This is a genomic window from Coleofasciculus sp. FACHB-542, assembly GCF_014695825.1.
GTDB lineage: Bacteria > Cyanobacteriota > Cyanobacteriia > Cyanobacteriales > FACHB-T130 > FACHB-T130.
Window position 1 is genome coordinate 52,583 of sequence record NZ_JACJPB010000059.1, and the last position, 16,029, is coordinate 68,611.

15 protein-coding genes and 1 tRNA gene are annotated in these 16,029 nt (G+C 46.2%); 8 read left to right on the forward strand and 8 right to left on the reverse strand.

What is annotated here, in order from left to right:
* Nucleotides 1-2 precede the first annotated feature (2 nt).
* Nucleotides 3-74: transfer RNA gene (locus H6F52_RS24295), tRNA-Cys, on the reverse strand.
* A 360-nt stretch (nucleotides 75-434) separates the two neighbouring features.
* On the opposite strand from H6F52_RS24295, the gene cpdA reads away from it, so the two are divergent.
* Both cpdA and H6F52_RS25905 read left to right on the forward strand, forming a co-directional pair.
* Nucleotides 435-1,232: a 3',5'-cyclic-AMP phosphodiesterase gene (gene cpdA / locus H6F52_RS24300; protein ID WP_190415375.1), complete on the forward strand. Its 798-nt coding sequence runs from the start codon at nucleotides 435-437 to the stop codon at nucleotides 1,230-1,232.
* A gap of 162 nt (nucleotides 1,233-1,394) precedes the next feature.
* On the forward strand, nucleotides 1,395-2,486 hold the full coding sequence (locus H6F52_RS25905; protein ID WP_242034049.1) for a DUF1232 domain-containing protein: 1,092 nt from the start codon (nucleotides 1,395-1,397) through the stop codon (nucleotides 2,484-2,486).
* A 182-nt stretch (nucleotides 2,487-2,668) separates the two neighbouring features.
* Here the strand turns inward: H6F52_RS25905 and H6F52_RS24310 are convergent, their stop codons facing one another.
* Together H6F52_RS24310 and H6F52_RS24315 are read right to left on the reverse strand one after the other, a co-directional pair.
* Nucleotides 2,669-3,199: a hypothetical protein gene (locus H6F52_RS24310; protein ID WP_190536999.1), complete on the reverse strand. Its 531-nt coding sequence runs from the start codon at nucleotides 3,197-3,199 to the stop codon at nucleotides 2,669-2,671.
* Between the two features lie 35 nt (nucleotides 3,200-3,234).
* Nucleotides 3,235-3,375, reverse strand: coding sequence for a hypothetical protein (locus H6F52_RS24315; RefSeq protein ID WP_190537000.1), 141 nt, complete (start codon nucleotides 3,373-3,375; stop codon nucleotides 3,235-3,237).
* Between the two features lie 124 nt (nucleotides 3,376-3,499).
* On the opposite strand from H6F52_RS24315, the gene H6F52_RS24320 reads away from it, so the two are divergent.
* Together H6F52_RS24320 and H6F52_RS24325 are read left to right on the forward strand one after the other, a co-directional pair.
* Complete coding sequence (locus tag H6F52_RS24320; RefSeq protein ID WP_190537001.1) at nucleotides 3,500-6,178, forward strand: GAF domain-containing protein; 2,679 nt, start codon at nucleotides 3,500-3,502, stop codon at nucleotides 6,176-6,178.
* 664 nt (nucleotides 6,179-6,842) lie between these two features.
* Nucleotides 6,843-9,050, forward strand: coding sequence for a PAS domain-containing protein (locus H6F52_RS24325; RefSeq protein WP_190537002.1), 2,208 nt, complete (start codon nucleotides 6,843-6,845; stop codon nucleotides 9,048-9,050).
* A 111-nt stretch (nucleotides 9,051-9,161) separates the two neighbouring features.
* On the opposite strand, the gene H6F52_RS24330 is transcribed toward H6F52_RS24325, so the two are convergent.
* Nucleotides 9,162-9,638: a peptidoglycan-binding protein gene (locus H6F52_RS24330; RefSeq protein ID WP_190441083.1), complete on the reverse strand. Its 477-nt coding sequence runs from the start codon at nucleotides 9,636-9,638 to the stop codon at nucleotides 9,162-9,164.
* A 472-nt stretch (nucleotides 9,639-10,110) separates the two neighbouring features.
* Here H6F52_RS24330 and H6F52_RS24335 point away from each other — a divergent pair, with 472 nt between their 5' ends.
* Complete coding sequence (locus H6F52_RS24335) at nucleotides 10,111-10,317, forward strand: hypothetical protein (protein WP_190441088.1); 207 nt, start codon at nucleotides 10,111-10,113, stop codon at nucleotides 10,315-10,317.
* A 34-nt stretch (nucleotides 10,318-10,351) separates the two neighbouring features.
* Here H6F52_RS24335 and H6F52_RS24340 read toward each other — a convergent pair whose 3' ends face one another.
* Both H6F52_RS24340 and H6F52_RS24345 read right to left on the reverse strand, forming a co-directional pair.
* Nucleotides 10,352-11,029, reverse strand: a complete 678-nt coding sequence (locus H6F52_RS24340; RefSeq protein ID WP_190428820.1) for a response regulator — start codon at nucleotides 11,027-11,029, stop codon at nucleotides 10,352-10,354.
* A 184-nt stretch (nucleotides 11,030-11,213) separates the two neighbouring features.
* Nucleotides 11,214-11,804, reverse strand: coding sequence for a hypothetical protein (locus H6F52_RS24345; RefSeq protein ID WP_242032610.1), 591 nt, complete (start codon nucleotides 11,802-11,804; stop codon nucleotides 11,214-11,216).
* A gap of 184 nt (nucleotides 11,805-11,988) precedes the next feature.
* Between H6F52_RS24345 and H6F52_RS24350 the strand changes: the two genes are divergently transcribed.
* From H6F52_RS24350 to H6F52_RS24360, 3 genes are all read left to right on the forward strand, one after another.
* Nucleotides 11,989-12,336 carry a hypothetical protein gene (locus tag H6F52_RS24350; RefSeq protein ID WP_190415708.1) on the forward strand — a complete coding sequence of 116 codons (348 nt, stop codon included), beginning with the start codon at nucleotides 11,989-11,991 and terminating at the stop codon, nucleotides 12,334-12,336.
* Between the two features lie 104 nt (nucleotides 12,337-12,440).
* Nucleotides 12,441-13,952, forward strand: coding sequence for an AAA family ATPase (locus tag H6F52_RS24355; RefSeq protein WP_190415355.1), 1,512 nt, complete (start codon nucleotides 12,441-12,443; stop codon nucleotides 13,950-13,952).
* 144 nt (nucleotides 13,953-14,096) lie between these two features.
* Entirely contained in the window at nucleotides 14,097-14,450 is a 354-nt protein-coding gene (locus H6F52_RS24360) for a DUF1257 domain-containing protein (protein ID WP_190415354.1), read from the forward strand.
* A gap of 74 nt (nucleotides 14,451-14,524) precedes the next feature.
* Here the strand turns inward: H6F52_RS24360 and H6F52_RS24365 are convergent, their stop codons facing one another.
* Both H6F52_RS24365 and aroF read right to left on the reverse strand, forming a co-directional pair.
* Entirely contained in the window at nucleotides 14,525-14,761 is a 237-nt protein-coding gene (locus H6F52_RS24365; RefSeq protein ID WP_190525645.1) for a hypothetical protein, read from the reverse strand.
* 95 nt (nucleotides 14,762-14,856) lie between these two features.
* A complete protein-coding gene (gene aroF / locus H6F52_RS24370; protein ID WP_190441324.1) occupies nucleotides 14,857-15,915 on the reverse strand; it encodes a 3-deoxy-7-phosphoheptulonate synthase in 1,059 nt (352 codons plus the stop codon).
* Between the last annotated feature and the right edge of the window lie 114 nt (nucleotides 15,916-16,029).

The following is a 16,029-nucleotide window of genomic DNA, read 5'->3' on the forward strand; positions in this document are numbered from 1 at the left end:
AAAGGCGGCACCCGGATTTGAACCGGGGGATAAAGGTTTTGCAGACCTCTGCCTTACCACTTGGCTATGCCGCCGCAATTGCAGATTCTTAGTATACCAAAATTTTTTCCGGACGCATTGACTCTGTACGAATTGGAAGACTAGTCGCTATATTCAAAGCTGATGCAGGTTATCTGATGTGATGACGATCACAGGAACGGGGTTCCTAGATCGCAAGTCTTTGATGATCTGAAACGCTAATCTAATACGAATCTCCAAATGTAAGTGGATTTACGGAATGGTTGACGTTCGCCTACTGCTGGGGAAGTTCGTCAGCTTTGGTTATCTCTAAGCGGAGAATCGCCTTGGTTTGACCAAAAACAGCCATCTGGGTGTACTGACTTGCTAAGTATTTTTTTGAGCAGCGACCAGAATACCTTTTCATTACAGAAACTATGACTCAAGCCAACCCGCTTCTGATTGCTCAAATTACAGACATTCACTTGTTCGCAGATACCAAAAAGGAATTGCTAGGGCTTCCTACTGCCAAGTCTTTTGATGTAGTTTTAGAGCAATTGCACCGAATGTGCCCTCAGCCGGATTTGCTATTGCTAACAGGAGATTTGTCCCAAGATGGTAAGCCGCAATCTTACACGCGGTTGGCAGAACTGCTGAGTCCTCTGGGAATTCCTACTTACTGGCTACCGGGCAACCATGACCAACCATTGGTTATGCAAGAGGTATTAAATGAGGCTCCGATTTGTCCGGAGAAGTCGTTTGAAGCGGGAGGGTGGCAGTTTTTATTGCTCAATTCTCACGTACCAGGTTGCGTCTATGGCAAACTATCTTCAGAAAGCTTAGTTTGGCTAGACCAGCAGCTACAGCGTGCAGATAAACGTCCTACCCTAATTGCTTTACACCATCCCCCTTTTGTCGTCGATTCCGATTGGCTGGATGGCAGTTCATTACAAAATTCAGAGGAACTATTTGCTGTCATCGATCGCCATTCTCAGGTGCGGTTGGTTGTTTTTGGTCATATTCATCAAGAATTTTATCGGCGGCGCGGTGAGGTTCATTACTTGGGTAGTCCCTCTACGTCAATTCAGTTTGAACCGCATAGCCACCAGTTTTCCTTAGATGAGGAAGCGCCAGGATTTCGTTTATTTAATCTGTATCCAGATGGCAGGATTGAAACTAGGGTGGAACGGGTTGCTTACGCGCATGAGTTGGATTTGGCAGCTACTGGTTATTAGGATAGAAGTTGGTATTTTTAAAAACCCGTTTTCTTGAAGAAAGCGGGTTTTTTTTGACGCGATCGCGCTTCCAAGCGATTATTTTTACTTACAACAGTTGCGCGATCGTATCCAACATGGGTGAAAACACTGAGCCGTTATTTGCTGAGAGGAGGATATCCTTTGAGTCAAAGGTTACATCCCACCTCTACTCCCCTATTACTCATGACACCACCAAATTTTTGGGAATCACTTACTAAGACAGCAACAAATCTTGGAGAAGCTGTTGGCAACACTGCATCGCAAGCAACTCAAGCCGCAGCAGAAACAGCGACAGGCTTTGGGGGAGTTGTTAGCAGTGCTGTATCACAAGCGAGTAAAGCAGTAACAGAAACGGCTATGGCGGTTGGAAAAACTACCAGAAAGCCAGTAAGTTTACCCCAAACGTCTGAGGATGATCGCTTAGCCTTTTATGGTGCGCTTTTTGCAGTTGCAGCAGCAGATGGCTCAATTGATCCAGAGGAGTTGAACCTAATTTTAAATACTCCCGATCTGGATAATATGTCTGAATCTGCAAAGCGTCAGGTGCAGTCTTATGCTATTAATCCGCCTACCTTAGAGGACTCTTTAAAAAAACTGTCTAAGGCAGATGATACGCTTCGCTTTGGTTTAATGTTCTATATTCTGAACCTTGTTTGGGTGGATAAGGTTCTTAACCCTGGTGAAGCAAAAGCAATCAAGCTAGCTCAAGCAGAACTGAAAATCACAGATGAGCAGGTGCAAGCTATACAGGCATTTGTTCAGAAGATGGGAGAGATTCGAGAACGTGGATTAAATGATGATTATGCAGTTAATGCCATGAAAGAAGCAACTTCAGTTCTCGTAAAAGCAGGTATTCCCGTCACCCCCTTCTCTTCATCAGAAACAGCAAATACCCAGACAAGTTTTGAAACTACTTATTCAGATGATCTGTTTTGGGAAAAGCTTGGAAATTTTGCAGTGCAAGCTGGAAAAAATGTTGTTGAAAACGCTTTAATTCTTTTCTATGCTGCTGAGCATCCAAACACTCCAACTAACCAAAAACTAATTGTATATGGAGCATTAGCTTACTTAATATTGCCCGTAGATGCTGTTCCTGATTTTCTTCCTGCTGTAGGATTTGGGGATGATATAGGTTCCTTAACGACTGCCCTAGGTATGATTGTTTGGAATATCAACTCTGAAGTAAAAGAAGCTGCAAAGCAGAAAATGCAAGAGTGGTTCGCCAAGGATTAATAAAATTAGTTGATAAGATTCATGAAAGCGATCGCTTCCCATTTGACAGGAAGCGATCGCTTTTTCCTTAATCTCCAGTAGCAAAGGCCCGCAACTGGCACTGATTACTACTAGACTTCACAAAGACGAGCGATATTTCAAAAGCTGATAGATAAAGCGATTTTGAGCGATTTTGCACGCCTTTATTCGCTAGCTTGCCAATGCACGAAAGGACGCCCAGATGCCACGGTTTTAGAAACAATCTTGGTATAGCCAGGAACCCAATTAAGATTTACGCGAAAATAGACTTTGCCATTGCGAAACTCGAAGCTGTAGGAGTGTAAATCTGGAGAACTGGCCTGACCGACACAGGAGGCATAAGCTTCTTGCAGTGGAGCTTCATATTCCACAAACGTATTGCCTGAAGATGAAATTTTCCCATTACTCGCGATCGCTTTCGTGTCAGCGACAACTGTATGATCGGCAGCACCTTCAGAAGGCAACAAGACTGTCCAAAGTCCGACTGATGCGGGACACGTTCCTGATTGCTGTTCTACAGTCAATTGCTGGTTGGGTTGTTCTGAAGACACATCGGATGCTGGCTGAGCTAACGTCGAAGTAGATGTATTCAGCAGCAACGCAGACAAAATTCCTAAAGTGGTCGCGAATTGTACGGGTTGAAAAGGGGGAATTTTGGAGAGGAGTTTTTGGGGAATTAAAGTCGTTAGTGCCATTTGAAGTGCCTGCCAGCGTCTCAAGTGAAGAGCCTCTATAAAAGGATCGCTTGGCGCAGGCGCGATCGCCCTCCTACAGATTGGTTAACCCGATCGGGTGATAGATCCGTATTTTTTCGGAAATCGGAAAGATAAATCTTGAAGATTAGATGATGAATTTGTTCCCAATTCATCATTTTTAATGATGCTTCTGAAAAATTCGTTCTTCTGACTACTGCCTTTGGCTTTCAACCCATCAAAAGACTTTTATCGGCGCGAAGGATGAAAGCCTCCACTGCAATCGAACAAAAGGGTTAAAGAGTGAGCAAAACCATAAGTCAGAGTCAAAAAATTCCCTATCCAGAAGAGCGTGTTTCCACTAGACTGTATGCGAAAACTAGCCCCATGTATTGCTCTAATCTCCTACAAAGTGTGGCGGAAGCGACCCATCAACTGCTGACAAATCGCGATTTTGCAGTTGGCGTGAATCAAGCTTTAGCAACTCTAGGCAGAGTAACGGGAGTGCATCGATCTTATATTTTTGAGATTCATCCTCATCCAGAAACCCGTGAATTAGCCTTTAGCCACCGATTTGAATGGACAAAAGAGTTTGTAACGCCTCAAATTCACAATCCCAATTTACAGAACCAGGCATTGGCGGCTTGTCGCATCAGTCGGTGGTACGAAGATTTGCAAGCTGGGAAGGCAGTTCGGGGTTTAATTCGCGAACTTTCAAATGGCGAACGGGAAGTTTTGGCAAACAAGCAAATCTCCTCTATATTAGTTGTCCCAATTTCTTGTAATGGCAAACTTTGGGGCTTAATTGGCTTTGACGATCGCCGCTACGATCGCCAGTGGTCAAAGGATGAGGAAGCTTGTTTGATAACGATGGCAGCAAGTTTCGGGAAAGCGATCGCTCATCAGCAAACGACTGAAACTCTACGGCAGAGCGAATTACGGCTGCAACAAATTACCGCTAACGTACCGGGGATGATTTTTCAGTTCCTTCAGCGTTCGGATGGTTCCCAGGCTGTCCCCTATGCCAGTTCCGGTTGCCGCGAACTGTTTGAATTAGAGCCGGAGGCGATTCAGGCAAATTGTGGCAAGGAGTTAATTTATCCCGACGACCGCGAGGCTTATGAACAATCCATCGCAGTTTCGGCTGTGACACAGCAACCTTGTAAATGGGAAGGTCGGATTCAGACTCCCAGCGGCAAAATTAAGTGGATTCAATGCGCTTCTCGACCAGAGAAGCAACTCAATGGCGATATTCTCTGGGATGGGTTGGTAATGGATATTACCGACCGAAAGCGGGCTGAGGAGGCGCTGCGAAGTTCAGAGGAGAAGTTCGCATCCGCTTTTCGTTCCAGTCCTGACTCAATAACGATTACCACCCTCAAAGAGGGACGATACATTGATGTCAACGAAAGTTTCCTCAATCTTTCCGGTTTCCAACGCCATGAAATTATTGGTCATACGACATTGGAATTAAATATCTGGGTGAATCCAGAAGACCGCATCAAAGTTATCCAGCAGGTACAGGAAGAAGGTGCTGTCCGCAACCAGGAATGCGAGTTTCGCAACAAGTCAGGAAAGGTAATAATAGGGCTTTTCTGTGCAGAAATCATCAACTTGGAGGGTGAGCCGTGTTTGCTGACAATTGGGAACGATATCACTGAACGCAAGCAGGCGGAAATGAGGCAGCGCTTGGTGCAAGAACGCGATCGCTTGTTGGCAGAAATGGCGCTGCGAATCCGCAAATCGCTGGATTTGGACGAAATTTTTAACACTACCGTGGCAGAAGTCCGGTCGTTTCTGAAAGCCGACCGGGTCTTCATCGCTTCCGATACGACGGGAAAAGGCAGGGTAATGGCTGAATCCGTAGAACCCAATTACCCGCCGATTATGAACTGGGTACTTGACGATCGAAGTTCCCTGGAGGAGATGCGAACCTTGTTTGAGGCGAATCAGGTTCGAGTCGTTGAGGATACAACCCAAGCGATGGTTCACCCAGCGATCGCATCCTATTACCGCGATTATCACGTCAAAGCCGCCGTGGCTGTTCCAATTCGCGTGAAAGGCGATCGGCTATTGGGTGCATTAATTGTTAATCAATGCAGTGGAGCGAGGCGCTGGGAGCCGATCGAGATTGATTTGCTGGAGCAATTAGGAACCCAAGTTGCGATCGCCATTCAGCAATCTTGCCTCTTCCAACAGGTACAGGAACTCAATACCAACTTAGAATGCCAAGTTCGGGAACGTACCGCTCAACTAGAGCAAAAAATCCAGGAAGTTCAAGAACTATATGAACTGAAGGATGTCTTCCTCCATGCCGTTTCCCACGATCTGCGGACGCCGCTCACCGGCTGGTTACTGGTGTTGCAGAATTTGTTAACAGCCAATGGCAACGAACAAAAGACAATTCCAGTTTCTCGCTCAATTTTAGAGCGGATGATTCAAAGTAGCGATCGCCAACTCCGCTTAATTAACTCCCTGTTAGAAGTTCACACCAGTGAAGTGCGAGGTTTTGTCTTGCAGCGCGAACCAGTTCAACTTAACTCTCTCATTCAAGAGATTGTTGAGGATTTTGAGCCGTTGTGTGTCAAAAATCAGGCAATTCTGATCGATCAAATTCCTTCTGAACTGCCCACAGTGAACGCCGATCCGCTTCAGCTGCGGCGTGTGTTTGAAAATCTACTCACGAATGCTTTTAACCATAACCCACCCGGACTCAGGATGATTCTTAGGGCGACCGTTGAAGAACAGACGATTCGCTGCACTATTGAAGATAACGGTGTTGGGATGAATCCAGAACAATGCGATCGCGCCTTTGAACTTTATGCCCGTGGTTCGCAAGCACGACGCTCAACTGGTATTGGTTTGGGATTATATCTTTGTCAGCAGATTGTACAAGCTCACGGTGGCAAAATTGGCGTGACTAGTTCTCCAAAAGCTGGTGCAACCTTCTGGTTTACTTTACCTTTTGCAATGTCACCATAAACAGAAAGATGTTATTAGTCTAAGAGCTGTTTTATGCCTGCTTACTAGACCAATCTGATTTAATTTATAAGATGCTAGTCCTTTAGATACCCAACTTCTTAGAGAAGTTGGGTATTTCGCCTTCAATCCAACCGAGAAACGCAATAATAGGACTCTTGTACTGACTAGATTCCTATGCTGACTAGATAAAGATGCCAGATGAATGAATCCTGGTACATCCTTAACGATGGCTACTAACCAATAACTAAAGCATGGTTAAGAATCACCCGATTGGGTGATTCGCTAAAAGAAGGTTAAATGTATGGTTTCCTCTTAAATTAGAAAATAAACCTTTGAGCGATCGCTCAATCGGTAAAGATAATTGAAAGTCAAGTTTTGCTTGTTATCGTGGCAGCAAAATTATTACTTTTGATGGAATAAAAAAATTAGGCTTTACATTTTCTGTGCCAGTCTTCTTACAATCACCTATGGACTGCATTTTTAAAGCGGGGATGGGAATACTAAAGGATGAAGGCTATAAAAAAATGAAAAACCAGAGAAGTTGAAAGTTACCGCAAAGCGTGCCTTTTAACACTTCGGACTTCATTTTTCAGGGTTTTTAGCCTGTTAATCTGATGAAATTGTTGAAAAATGGTTGAGTTAAAAAGAAGTGAAGTAATTGCGAATGCCTGAATATCTAGAAGCCATCCGGGAGTGTTGTCGGGACGAAGCCGCCTTTGAAAAGCTTAAACAAATTCTGGCTGACGGCGAGATTGAAACGATTCAGAAAACGACAGACAAGCTCAGACAGCAAGAATCGAAATTTCAAAGAATGGTTGCCAACATACCGGGCATGATTTACCAGTATCTGCGGTGCCCGGATGGTCGTGAGTCCATCGTCTGTGCCAGTCCCGGGTACCAAGAATTGTTTGAGTTAGAACCAGAAAATATTCAGGCGAATTTTCAACTGCTTAAGGATTTAATTCATCTCGACGATCTCAAAGGGTATGAAGAATCTGTAGATATTTCTGCCACCACGCTGCAACCTTGGGCTTGGGAAGGTCGTATCGTCACGCCTACTGGCAAAATTAAGTGGGTACAATGCGCCTCCCGTCCGGAAAAGCAGGCGAACGGTGATATTCTCTGGGATGGCTTGCTGATGGAAGTGACAGAACGCAAGCGAGCCGAAGCCGCACTAGAGCGAGAACGCAGATTATTTATCAGAGGGCCTGTTACAGTCTTCCGCTGGATTGCCCAAGAAAATCGACCTGTAGAATATGTCTCGCCCAACATCAGTCAGTGGGGTTATCAATCGGATGACTTCATTAGTGGCAGGGTAACGTATGGTAGCGTTATTCATCCCGATGACTTAGCTCAAGTTGAGGCTCAGACTCAAGCGTATGATGCGGCTGGCTTAAATTTTCAGGAACAGGACTATCGCCTGATTCGCTCTGATGGCGAGGTGCGATGGGTTTATGAATTCACCAGCGTTGTCCGCAATGACCAAGGGAACATCACCCACTACGAAGGATATATTCTCGATATCACCAAGCGAAAGGAGGCGGAAGTCCAACTCCGGGCTGCGGGAGAACGCGATCGCGCTAGCATCTGCGTTCTGAGTGCGGCTCGCTTACTAGGAGAGATTGCGCTGAGAATTCGGCGATCGCTGGATCTCGATCAAATTCTCAATAACACCGTTCAGGAGGTTCGGCAATTTCTGCAAGCTGACCGAGTTTTCATCGCTCACTTAGATACCAATTCTCAAGGCAAAGTTGTAGCAGAATCAGTGGTACCGGATTGTCGATCGATTCTCGGCTGGGTGACAAGTGACCGTTACCTCAGAGAACTTAAATCCTTCTTTAAACAAGGTCAGGTTCAGGCAATTGATGATACAGAGAAAGTCGTTAAATCTCGCTTTCATACTGCCTACTACGCTCAATATCAAATTAAAGCCAGTTTATGCGTTCCTATTCTGGTGGGAAACGAGTTTTTTGGAATGTTGATCGCTAATCAATGCAGCGGATCGCGTCATTGGCAGCAGTTTGAAATTGAATTGCTCTGTTCGCTAGCAACCCAAGTCGCGATCGCTATCCAACAAGCACAACTTTACGAACAAGTATCCACTCTGAATACCTGTCTAGAGCGGACTGTCGAGGAGCGCACTGCCCAGTTACAGCAGGCAGTGGCACAACTCCAAGAAATGAACCAACTCAAGGACGTTGTTTTACATACAGTTTCCCACGAACTCCGGACTTCGGTAATTGGAACTGTAATGGTGCTAAAAAATTTGCTCAATCAGCCAGCGGAAAAAATTACCCTTTCTCGTTCAATTGTCGAACGCATGATTCAAGGGAACGAGCGGCAATTGGGAATGATTAATTCCTTGTTAGAAACTCATTCTAGCGAGGAAGAGGGCATTATCCTCCATCGCGAGCCTATTCAAATAAAGACTCTGTTTGCAAAGATTCTCCAAGGCTTAGAGCCAACGCTGTCGCAAAATCAAGCGACACTAACGAATCTTGTTTCCGCTGATTTACCCTTGGTCATGGTCGATCCAGCTCAGTTACAGCGAGTTTTAGAAAACTTATTCAACCATATTTTGAAGCATAATCCCCCCAAACTGAGCCTACATCTGAGCGCCACCGTTGAGTCTCAAAGACTGCGCTGTACGCTTCAGGATAACGGTATCGGGATGAGCCAACAAGAGTGCGATCGCTTATTCGATCTTTATATCCGAGATCCGAGATCCAGTTGCTCGACTGGCACTGGTTTAAAATTGTATCTTTGCAAGCAAATTATCACAGCCCACGGCGGGGAAATTGGAGCGAATAGCAGTCCTGGATTAGGGACAACCTTGTGGTTTACATTACCTCTAAATCGGGATGCTTCTTAGCCTTTTAGTCTTTGAAGTTATATCGAATCCGGTTAATTCATCAACCTTATAGAAAAATTTCTTGACGCCTCTCCGTTTACGGAGAGGCGTCAAGAGAGTGACATTCCTTCTTTAGTGAGGAATCTTACTCAAAGCGTGCCAAGTGCGATCGCCAACAATTCCATCCGCAATTAAACCAGAGCGCCTTTGGAAAGAGCGCACCGCTGCATCTGTTGCTGGGCCGAAGTTTGGGCTAGTTGCAGCAGTAAAATCGCCAGTTGTCTGTAAAAGACGCTGAAGCGTGACTACGATTTGACCTTTGCTACCTTTTTGCAGCACTGGCATATTGACGGGCGCACCCTTGTAAAGAGCCTGCCAAGTCAGATTTCCTACGATGCCATCTTCTTTCAAAAAGACGCGGTGCTGGTAAGATTTCACTGCATTTTCAACGACGATATCGAAGATTCCATCAATGTCACCGTTATAACTTCCCCAGTGAGTTAAAAGTCTTTGTAGTTCCTCAACCGATGCTCCTTGGGAACCGCGCTGAAGTACAGGTTTGTTGGTCTGGATGTTAGCATTTGCTTGAGTATTAATTGGAGCTTGCATGGTTAGTGTTCCTTGAAGTGATTTGGTGTTCCTTACACTTACTAAGGTAATGTTTAGCTCTCAGCTTCCACTTCACCCAACTAGCTCATTCTTTTGGATGATGTTGATTCTTACCACCTTTTAAAAAAGCTTTTATTTAAGTGCTAATGCTTGGCATTTCTCGAAATCATCCATTCGGGTGAATCAAGAGCATGAGGTAGATAAAATAAATCATATTATTTTGATAACTACTGTTTTTTTAAACAGTTGAATTGTATAGATAGGATTTTTTTTAAAGTGTTGTTGACCATCTAAGTAGCTGGACACGATTAAACTAAAGACTCGTGAGTTAGTTTGCTTAACCTTGGCAATCTTTCATCTAGCTTAAGACAGAATTGATGTTCACCCAGTTGGGTGAGACAAGGGGATGAAGTGCGATCGCTTCTAATCGTCTTAACCTGAGACCTGACACTGAATTCAAGGGTGCATGGTCATGTTGTCATTCTACTTATACGCTCGACGCATGGGGTTTATTTTGATTCAGCCGGAGGCAATTACAAAAACTCCCCGTCTGACTAGCAGACAGTCTTTAATTGAGCCAAAACTACAGGTTTCGACGCACCAACAGTCAGCACAGTTTACGGAAAGTAGACATCAAATCGCACAACTTTATCACTTGGAGCGTCGGACATTTCTGTAGAAATACAATGAATCGCATTCCTACAGAATTTGGTTTACACCAGTCCAGAACGAAGCGCGACAACAGCTGCCTGAACCCGGTCATCGACAGACAGTTTGTTCATGATGCCACGGACATGGGTTTTGACCGTGTTGGGGCTGAGGTAGAGGGCGGCAGCAATCTCCGGATTGCTTTTGCCTTCTACCATTAATTTCAATACCTCTAACTCGCGCTGCGATAGCGTTGAAACACTGCCGGTCACTGAAGGCGGTTTAAGATGGTCAATTACTCGTCGTGCAATTTGCGGATCGAGGTAGGTAGCACCTTCTTGGGCGGCAGCGATCGCAGAGAGCAAGCGTTCTACACTGGCACCTTTGATGCAGTAAGCATCTGCACCACTAGAAAGGGCGGCAATAATCTCGGTTTCTGTCGTATGGGAGGTCAATACCACTACCCGGATATCAGGAAGCGCTGCCTTGATTTGCTGGGTGGCGGCAATTCCATCTAGTCTTGGCAGACCAATATCCATAACCACCAGATCCGGTTTCAGTTTAAGAGCAGCTTCAACGCCTAAATAGCCATCTTCGGCTTGTCCGACAATCGTGAACTGCGGATGAGCGGCTAATGACTGCTCCAAACCCAACTGCATCATGGGATCGTCTTCTACAATCAAAACTCGCAATGGCTTTGACTCGGTTGGTAGATTCTGGGGTGATTCTGTTTCGGAGGGCATGGAATTAAATGGCACTTTACACTTATGGTAAAACCACGCGGATTGGCAGGTAATTCGGATAAAGCGGATTTCCTCAGACCAATCCTAATCCCTTCCGGAATTTAAAAAGTAAAAGTTAAAATTAAAAATTGCCAAAGCCCTATATTTTTGAGGGATTTTGAATTTTTATAGTATTTTGCGCTGATTACTGCCTGGAATCTCCCTCTCTTCCTTCCACTTGCAAGGGGATGCGGTATTGTCCGGCAACATAATAGAAGAAGCGATAATAATTGGGAAATTGTTTAGAGGGCGATCGCCCCTGCCAGTAGTAGCGTATCCTTCCCTGAATCAATGTCAATCGCATCAAACTGATATCTGAACGCAGTTCTACATAAAGTTTTCCAGTAACTCCTTGTTGGGTAGTAAAGTTCTGCTGCGTGAATTGATGGGGGGGTTTTTGCCCTGATGGCGCAAGTTCAATTTCTGGCAAGCGATCGCCCGCCACTCCTAATATTTCCACCTCTGGGTCTTGAGGATCTCTAAAAGCTCTTCCATCCCGATTGTCTGGCATTGGCGCAGCAATCCAGTTACTGGGATAAGGAAACTCGAAGCTATAACGCGGATTTCTATACGTTTTCCAGGTTGGCGGCTGGGTATCCGAGGCGCGACAACTCCACAGCATTACACAGAGTGCGATCGCATAAACAACAACACGCCAGTTGCAACAAGCTTCGACTCTCTGACTTCTAACAACCGATCTAGGACGCCGGACCCCTCTGGGAAGGTTATTTAGCAATGGACACCGCCGAAACCTATCTCCGTTCTGCTTGCTTATATTCCTTACGCCAGTTCGTCCGACTCTGCCGGAAACTGTTAAGCAATGTAACAATATTGCCGTCATGCTGGCATGATGTCTTGACAGCCCGGAATAAGGCAGATAACCTGTGAAATATACCCGGGTAGAACAACTGAAAAGTTATATGCAAGACAAGCAAAAGGTTACGTTGTATCTTCCTCCAGGTCTCCATCGCCAGCTCAAAATTCGCTCAGCTGTTGACACGGAACCCATGTCAACAATTGTCGAAAGAGCGATCGTCTTCTACTTGGCTAACCCAGAAGTGGTTGATGAGGTAGAAGCAATCCAGGGAAGGACTCATCGAGTCTATTCCTGTCCGGAGTGTACTAGCTCTGTGGTACTGCGAGATGGAGAAATGGTTTCCCTGGATAATCAACCAGGTGTAATCGCTGAAGAGCTGACTACCCTTGAAAATGCCAGAGGTGAACTCGGCACGGATTCTCAGGGAGAAGAGGCATTGGTTCCCTGTTAAAGTTCCAAATCCTCCAGACTGCTTGAATTCCTCGCTTGCTCACGTTGGTTGCGGTTGATAAATGTTTGGCTAGTGGTTGTGCCGTCTCTAATGGGTCGATAGATATGAAAGAAGAGCTAGATATTCTGGTTCAGGCTCAATACCCCCTCATCTACCTAGTAACTTCCGAAGAAGAGCGGGCGGAGCGAACAATTGCCAATATTGCTCAGACAAAATCCCTGGCTCGGCGCGTCTACATTTGGACTGTCACCCACGGCATAGTCGAGTACGGTCAACCCCGCCATATTACCCAGCACAACACCGTCTCCCCAGAGGCAGCGATTGAATGGGTAGTACGCCAAAGAGAGCCTGGTATCTTTATTTTTAAAGACTTACACCCTTTTATTGACTCACCGGCAACAACGCGGTGGCTGCGGGATGCGATCGCCAGCTTCAAAGGGACACAGAAAATTATCATTCTCATGTCACCCGTTCAGCAAATCCCCATTGAGCTGGAAAAGGAAGTCGTCGTTCTAGACTATCCTTTGCCAGATTTGGCAGAACTGAACCAAGTGCTATCTAGCCAGTTAGAGCAAACCCGTTCTCGCCGCACCACAACTGAAGTTCGGGAAAAACTGCTAAAAGCAACCTTGGGTCTGACGCGGGATGAAGCCGAAAAAGTTTATCGGAAAGCTTTCGTCAAAACCGGGCGTCTGACGGAAACAGAAGTCGATATTATTCTTTCTGAGAAAAAGCAGCTAATCCGCCGCAACGGCATCTTGGAATTTATCGAAGAAGATGAAACCATTGATTCGGTTGGCGGTTTAGAAGAGCTAAAGCGATGGCTGAGACAACGTTCCAATGCTTTTACAGAGAAAGCAAGGGAATACGGTCTGCCCCAACCCAAAGGGATGTTAATCCTAGGGGTACCGGGATGTGGCAAATCTCTCATTGCCAAAACCACTGCCCGCCTCTGGAGTCTGCCACTTCTGCGCCTAGATATGGGCCGAGTGTACGACGGCTCAATGGTGGGGCGCTCAGAAGCTAACTTGCGGAATGCCCTGAAAACGGCTGAATCAATTTCCCCAGCGATTCTCTTTATTGATGAACTGGATAAAGCATTTGCCGGTACTTCTGGGTCTGCTGACTCAGACGGGGGTACTTCCAGCCGCATCTTTGGTTCTTTCCTTACCTGGTTACAAGAAAAAACGTCTCCGGTGTTCGTGATGGCAACTGCCAACCGGGTTGAACGTCTACCGGGTGAGTTTCTCCGCAAAGGACGCTTCGACGAGATTTTCTTTGTAGACTTGCCGACTGCGGAAGAACGCAAAGAGATTTTCAATATTCACCTTAGCAAGCGGAAGCGAGACATTTCTCGTTTTGACCTCGACCAGCTGGCTAAGGTATCCGATGGATTTTCCGGGGCAGAAATTGAGCAGGGATTGGTCGCGGCAATGTACGAAGCTTTTGCCCAAGACCGAGAATTTACCCAGCTTGATATCATCGCGGCAATAAAAGCTACTCTGCCGCTTTCCCGAACCATGAACGAGCAGGTAACGGCCCTGAGGGACTGGGCCAGACAGCGAGCGCGACCTGCTGCGTCCTCCGTCGCCGAGTATCAGCGACTGGAGTTCTAAAAGCTTTCTCCTGCTCCCAACAGGAGGAAAGGCTAGCAGTTTGCTAGCAGTTTGACAAAAAAAGCCGCCCAGTAATGTGTCCAGGCGGCAGACTCACATCCACAAGTTGTCGTTTCTCTTAACTCTCTACTGGAGGAAATCCAAATGTCTCACTTTAGCACTCTGCGTACCAAAATCACCGATGCCGAAATCCTGAAAGCTTCTCTCCGCGACCTGGGTATCAGTGTTAAGACCGAAGCAGATGTTCGGGGTTATAACGGTCAGCGGGTTCGTTCTGACATCGTTGCAGTTCTGGAAGGCGAGTATGACCTCGGTTGGTCTCGCAACAGCGACGGTTCTTTCGACCTGATTGCTGACCTGTGGGGCGTCGCCAAGAAGCACAACCAAACCGAACTGATTAACTCGATTAATCAGAAGTATGCCGTGAACAAGACCTTGGCTGAAGTCAAGCAACGCGGTCTGCAAAATGCCAACGTCAAGTTGGTTGTGCAAAAGTAATTTGTGTGCGCGTTCCCAAGCTATCGGGTTAATCAACTTTAGGTTAGCCCGTTTTTCCTATCACCCAGCTCTAACTAGAGCTGGGTAATTTTTTTATGGGAGTAATGACAGAATAGCGGAGCGATGCGATCGCGTCGCGCCTCAGCAGTAAAATGTCCTATAACCCAGACAAACACCATCGTCGCTCCATTCGTCTCAAGGGATATGATTATGGGCAAGCTGTTGTAAAAGGCGATGTTTGTTAGGAGAAATTGTCGATGGAGTAATACATCCAAATCTCCTATTCGGAGGATTTCGGCATAGAGTATCATGCTTGCTGTTCTTCCAAAACGATCGCATTCCATCACGAATCAAATTGCGATCGCATCCATTAAAAAAGGGTGAGCATTTGCCCACCCTTGTAACTCTAAGCTAAAGCAACAGCAGGTTCAGGCCAACGACCTACCGCTTTGCCAATTACAGACATTTCTAGCATCAGGCGGTCGAAACGCTCTGGTGTCAGAGATTGAGGACCGTCAGAAAGGGCTTTCTTCGGGTTGGGGTGGACTTCAATCATCAACGAGTCAGCACCAGCAGCGATAGATGCCATCGCCATCGCAGGCACATATTCAGACTTACCAGTACCGTGACTGGGGTCAATCATAATCGGTAGGTGAGTCAAAGTTCTCAGAACTGGAATTGCCGATAAATCCAGCGTATTCCGCGCATATTGACGGTCAAAGGTGCGGATACCGCGTTCGCACAAAATCACGTTCGGGTTGCCAGCAGCCATAATATATTCCGCCGCCATCAACCAATCTTCAATCGTCGCCGCCATTCCCCGCTTCAGCAGCACAGGCTTTTCCTGCGCCCCTACTTTCTTCAACAGGGAGAAATTTTGCATATTTCTGGCACCGATTTGGATCACGTCGGCAAATTCTGCCACCACATCCAATTCAGGACTATCCATCAGTTCCGTAATAATGCCCAAGCCTGTCGCTTCCCGCGCCGCCGCTAGCAAATTCAAGGCACTTTCACCGTGTCCTTGGAAAGCATAGGGCGAAGTCCGAGGCTTATAGGCACCGCCGCGCAAAAACTGCGCTCCCGCCGCCTTAACTCGACGTGCGGTTTCAATAATCATTTCTTCGTTTTCGACCGAACAAGGGCCAGCCACAACCACTAAAGGATGGTGTTCGCCAAAAGTGACATTACCGTTAGGCGTTGATACCACAACGTCACTAGCTTCACCGTGACGATAATCGCGGCTTGCCCGTTTAAAGGGCTGCTCAACTCGCAGAACCTGTTCAACCCAAGGGCTAATTTCTTGCATCTGGAGGGGATCTAAGTCAGCCGTCTCACCAACCAGACCTAATACCACCTTGTGCTTCCCAACTATTTTTTCTGGTGTCAGTCCCCAAGTACCGAGTTCGGCGCTAACGCGCTCAATCTCAACCTCTGGAGTGCCAGCTTTCATGACTACAATCATTTTTCCAAATCCATAATTCGGTTGTTTATCTGCCGAATATCTCCTTTTTCAAAAGTCACCAGAGATAATACTTCTCTAGCTTTGCCTAGATAGACCGCCGAGTTTATCTCTCCA

Bases quoted from the DNA above. Each gene is read 5' to 3' on its own strand.
- H6F52_RS24340 (WP_190428820.1), bottom strand. From the start codon at position 11,029: ATGCCCTCCGAAACAGAATCACCCCAGAATCTACCAACCGAGTCAAAG.
- H6F52_RS24360 (WP_190415354.1), top strand. From the start codon at position 14,097: ATGTCTCACTTTAGCACTCTGCGTACCAAAATCACCGATGCCGAAATC.
- H6F52_RS24335 (WP_190441088.1), top strand. From the start codon at position 10,111: ATGTTGTCATTCTACTTATACGCTCGACGCATGGGGTTTATTTTGATT.
- H6F52_RS24315 (WP_190537000.1), bottom strand. From the start codon at position 3,375: ATGATGAATTGGGAACAAATTCATCATCTAATCTTCAAGATTTATCTT.
- aroF (WP_190441324.1), bottom strand. From the start codon at position 15,915: ATGATTGTAGTCATGAAAGCTGGCACTCCAGAGGTTGAGATTGAGCGC.
- H6F52_RS24325 (WP_190537002.1), top strand. From the start codon at position 6,843: ATGCCTGAATATCTAGAAGCCATCCGGGAGTGTTGTCGGGACGAAGCC.
- H6F52_RS24365 (WP_190525645.1), bottom strand. From the start codon at position 14,761: ATGATACTCTATGCCGAAATCCTCCGAATAGGAGATTTGGATGTATTA.
- H6F52_RS24310 (WP_190536999.1), bottom strand. From the start codon at position 3,199: ATGGCACTAACGACTTTAATTCCCCAAAAACTCCTCTCCAAAATTCCC.
- H6F52_RS24330 (WP_190441083.1), bottom strand. From the start codon at position 9,638: ATGCAAGCTCCAATTAATACTCAAGCAAATGCTAACATCCAGACCAAC.
- cpdA (WP_190415375.1), top strand. From the start codon at position 435: ATGACTCAAGCCAACCCGCTTCTGATTGCTCAAATTACAGACATTCAC.
- H6F52_RS24350 (WP_190415708.1), top strand. From the start codon at position 11,989: ATGCAAGACAAGCAAAAGGTTACGTTGTATCTTCCTCCAGGTCTCCAT.
- H6F52_RS24355 (WP_190415355.1), top strand. From the start codon at position 12,441: ATGAAAGAAGAGCTAGATATTCTGGTTCAGGCTCAATACCCCCTCATC.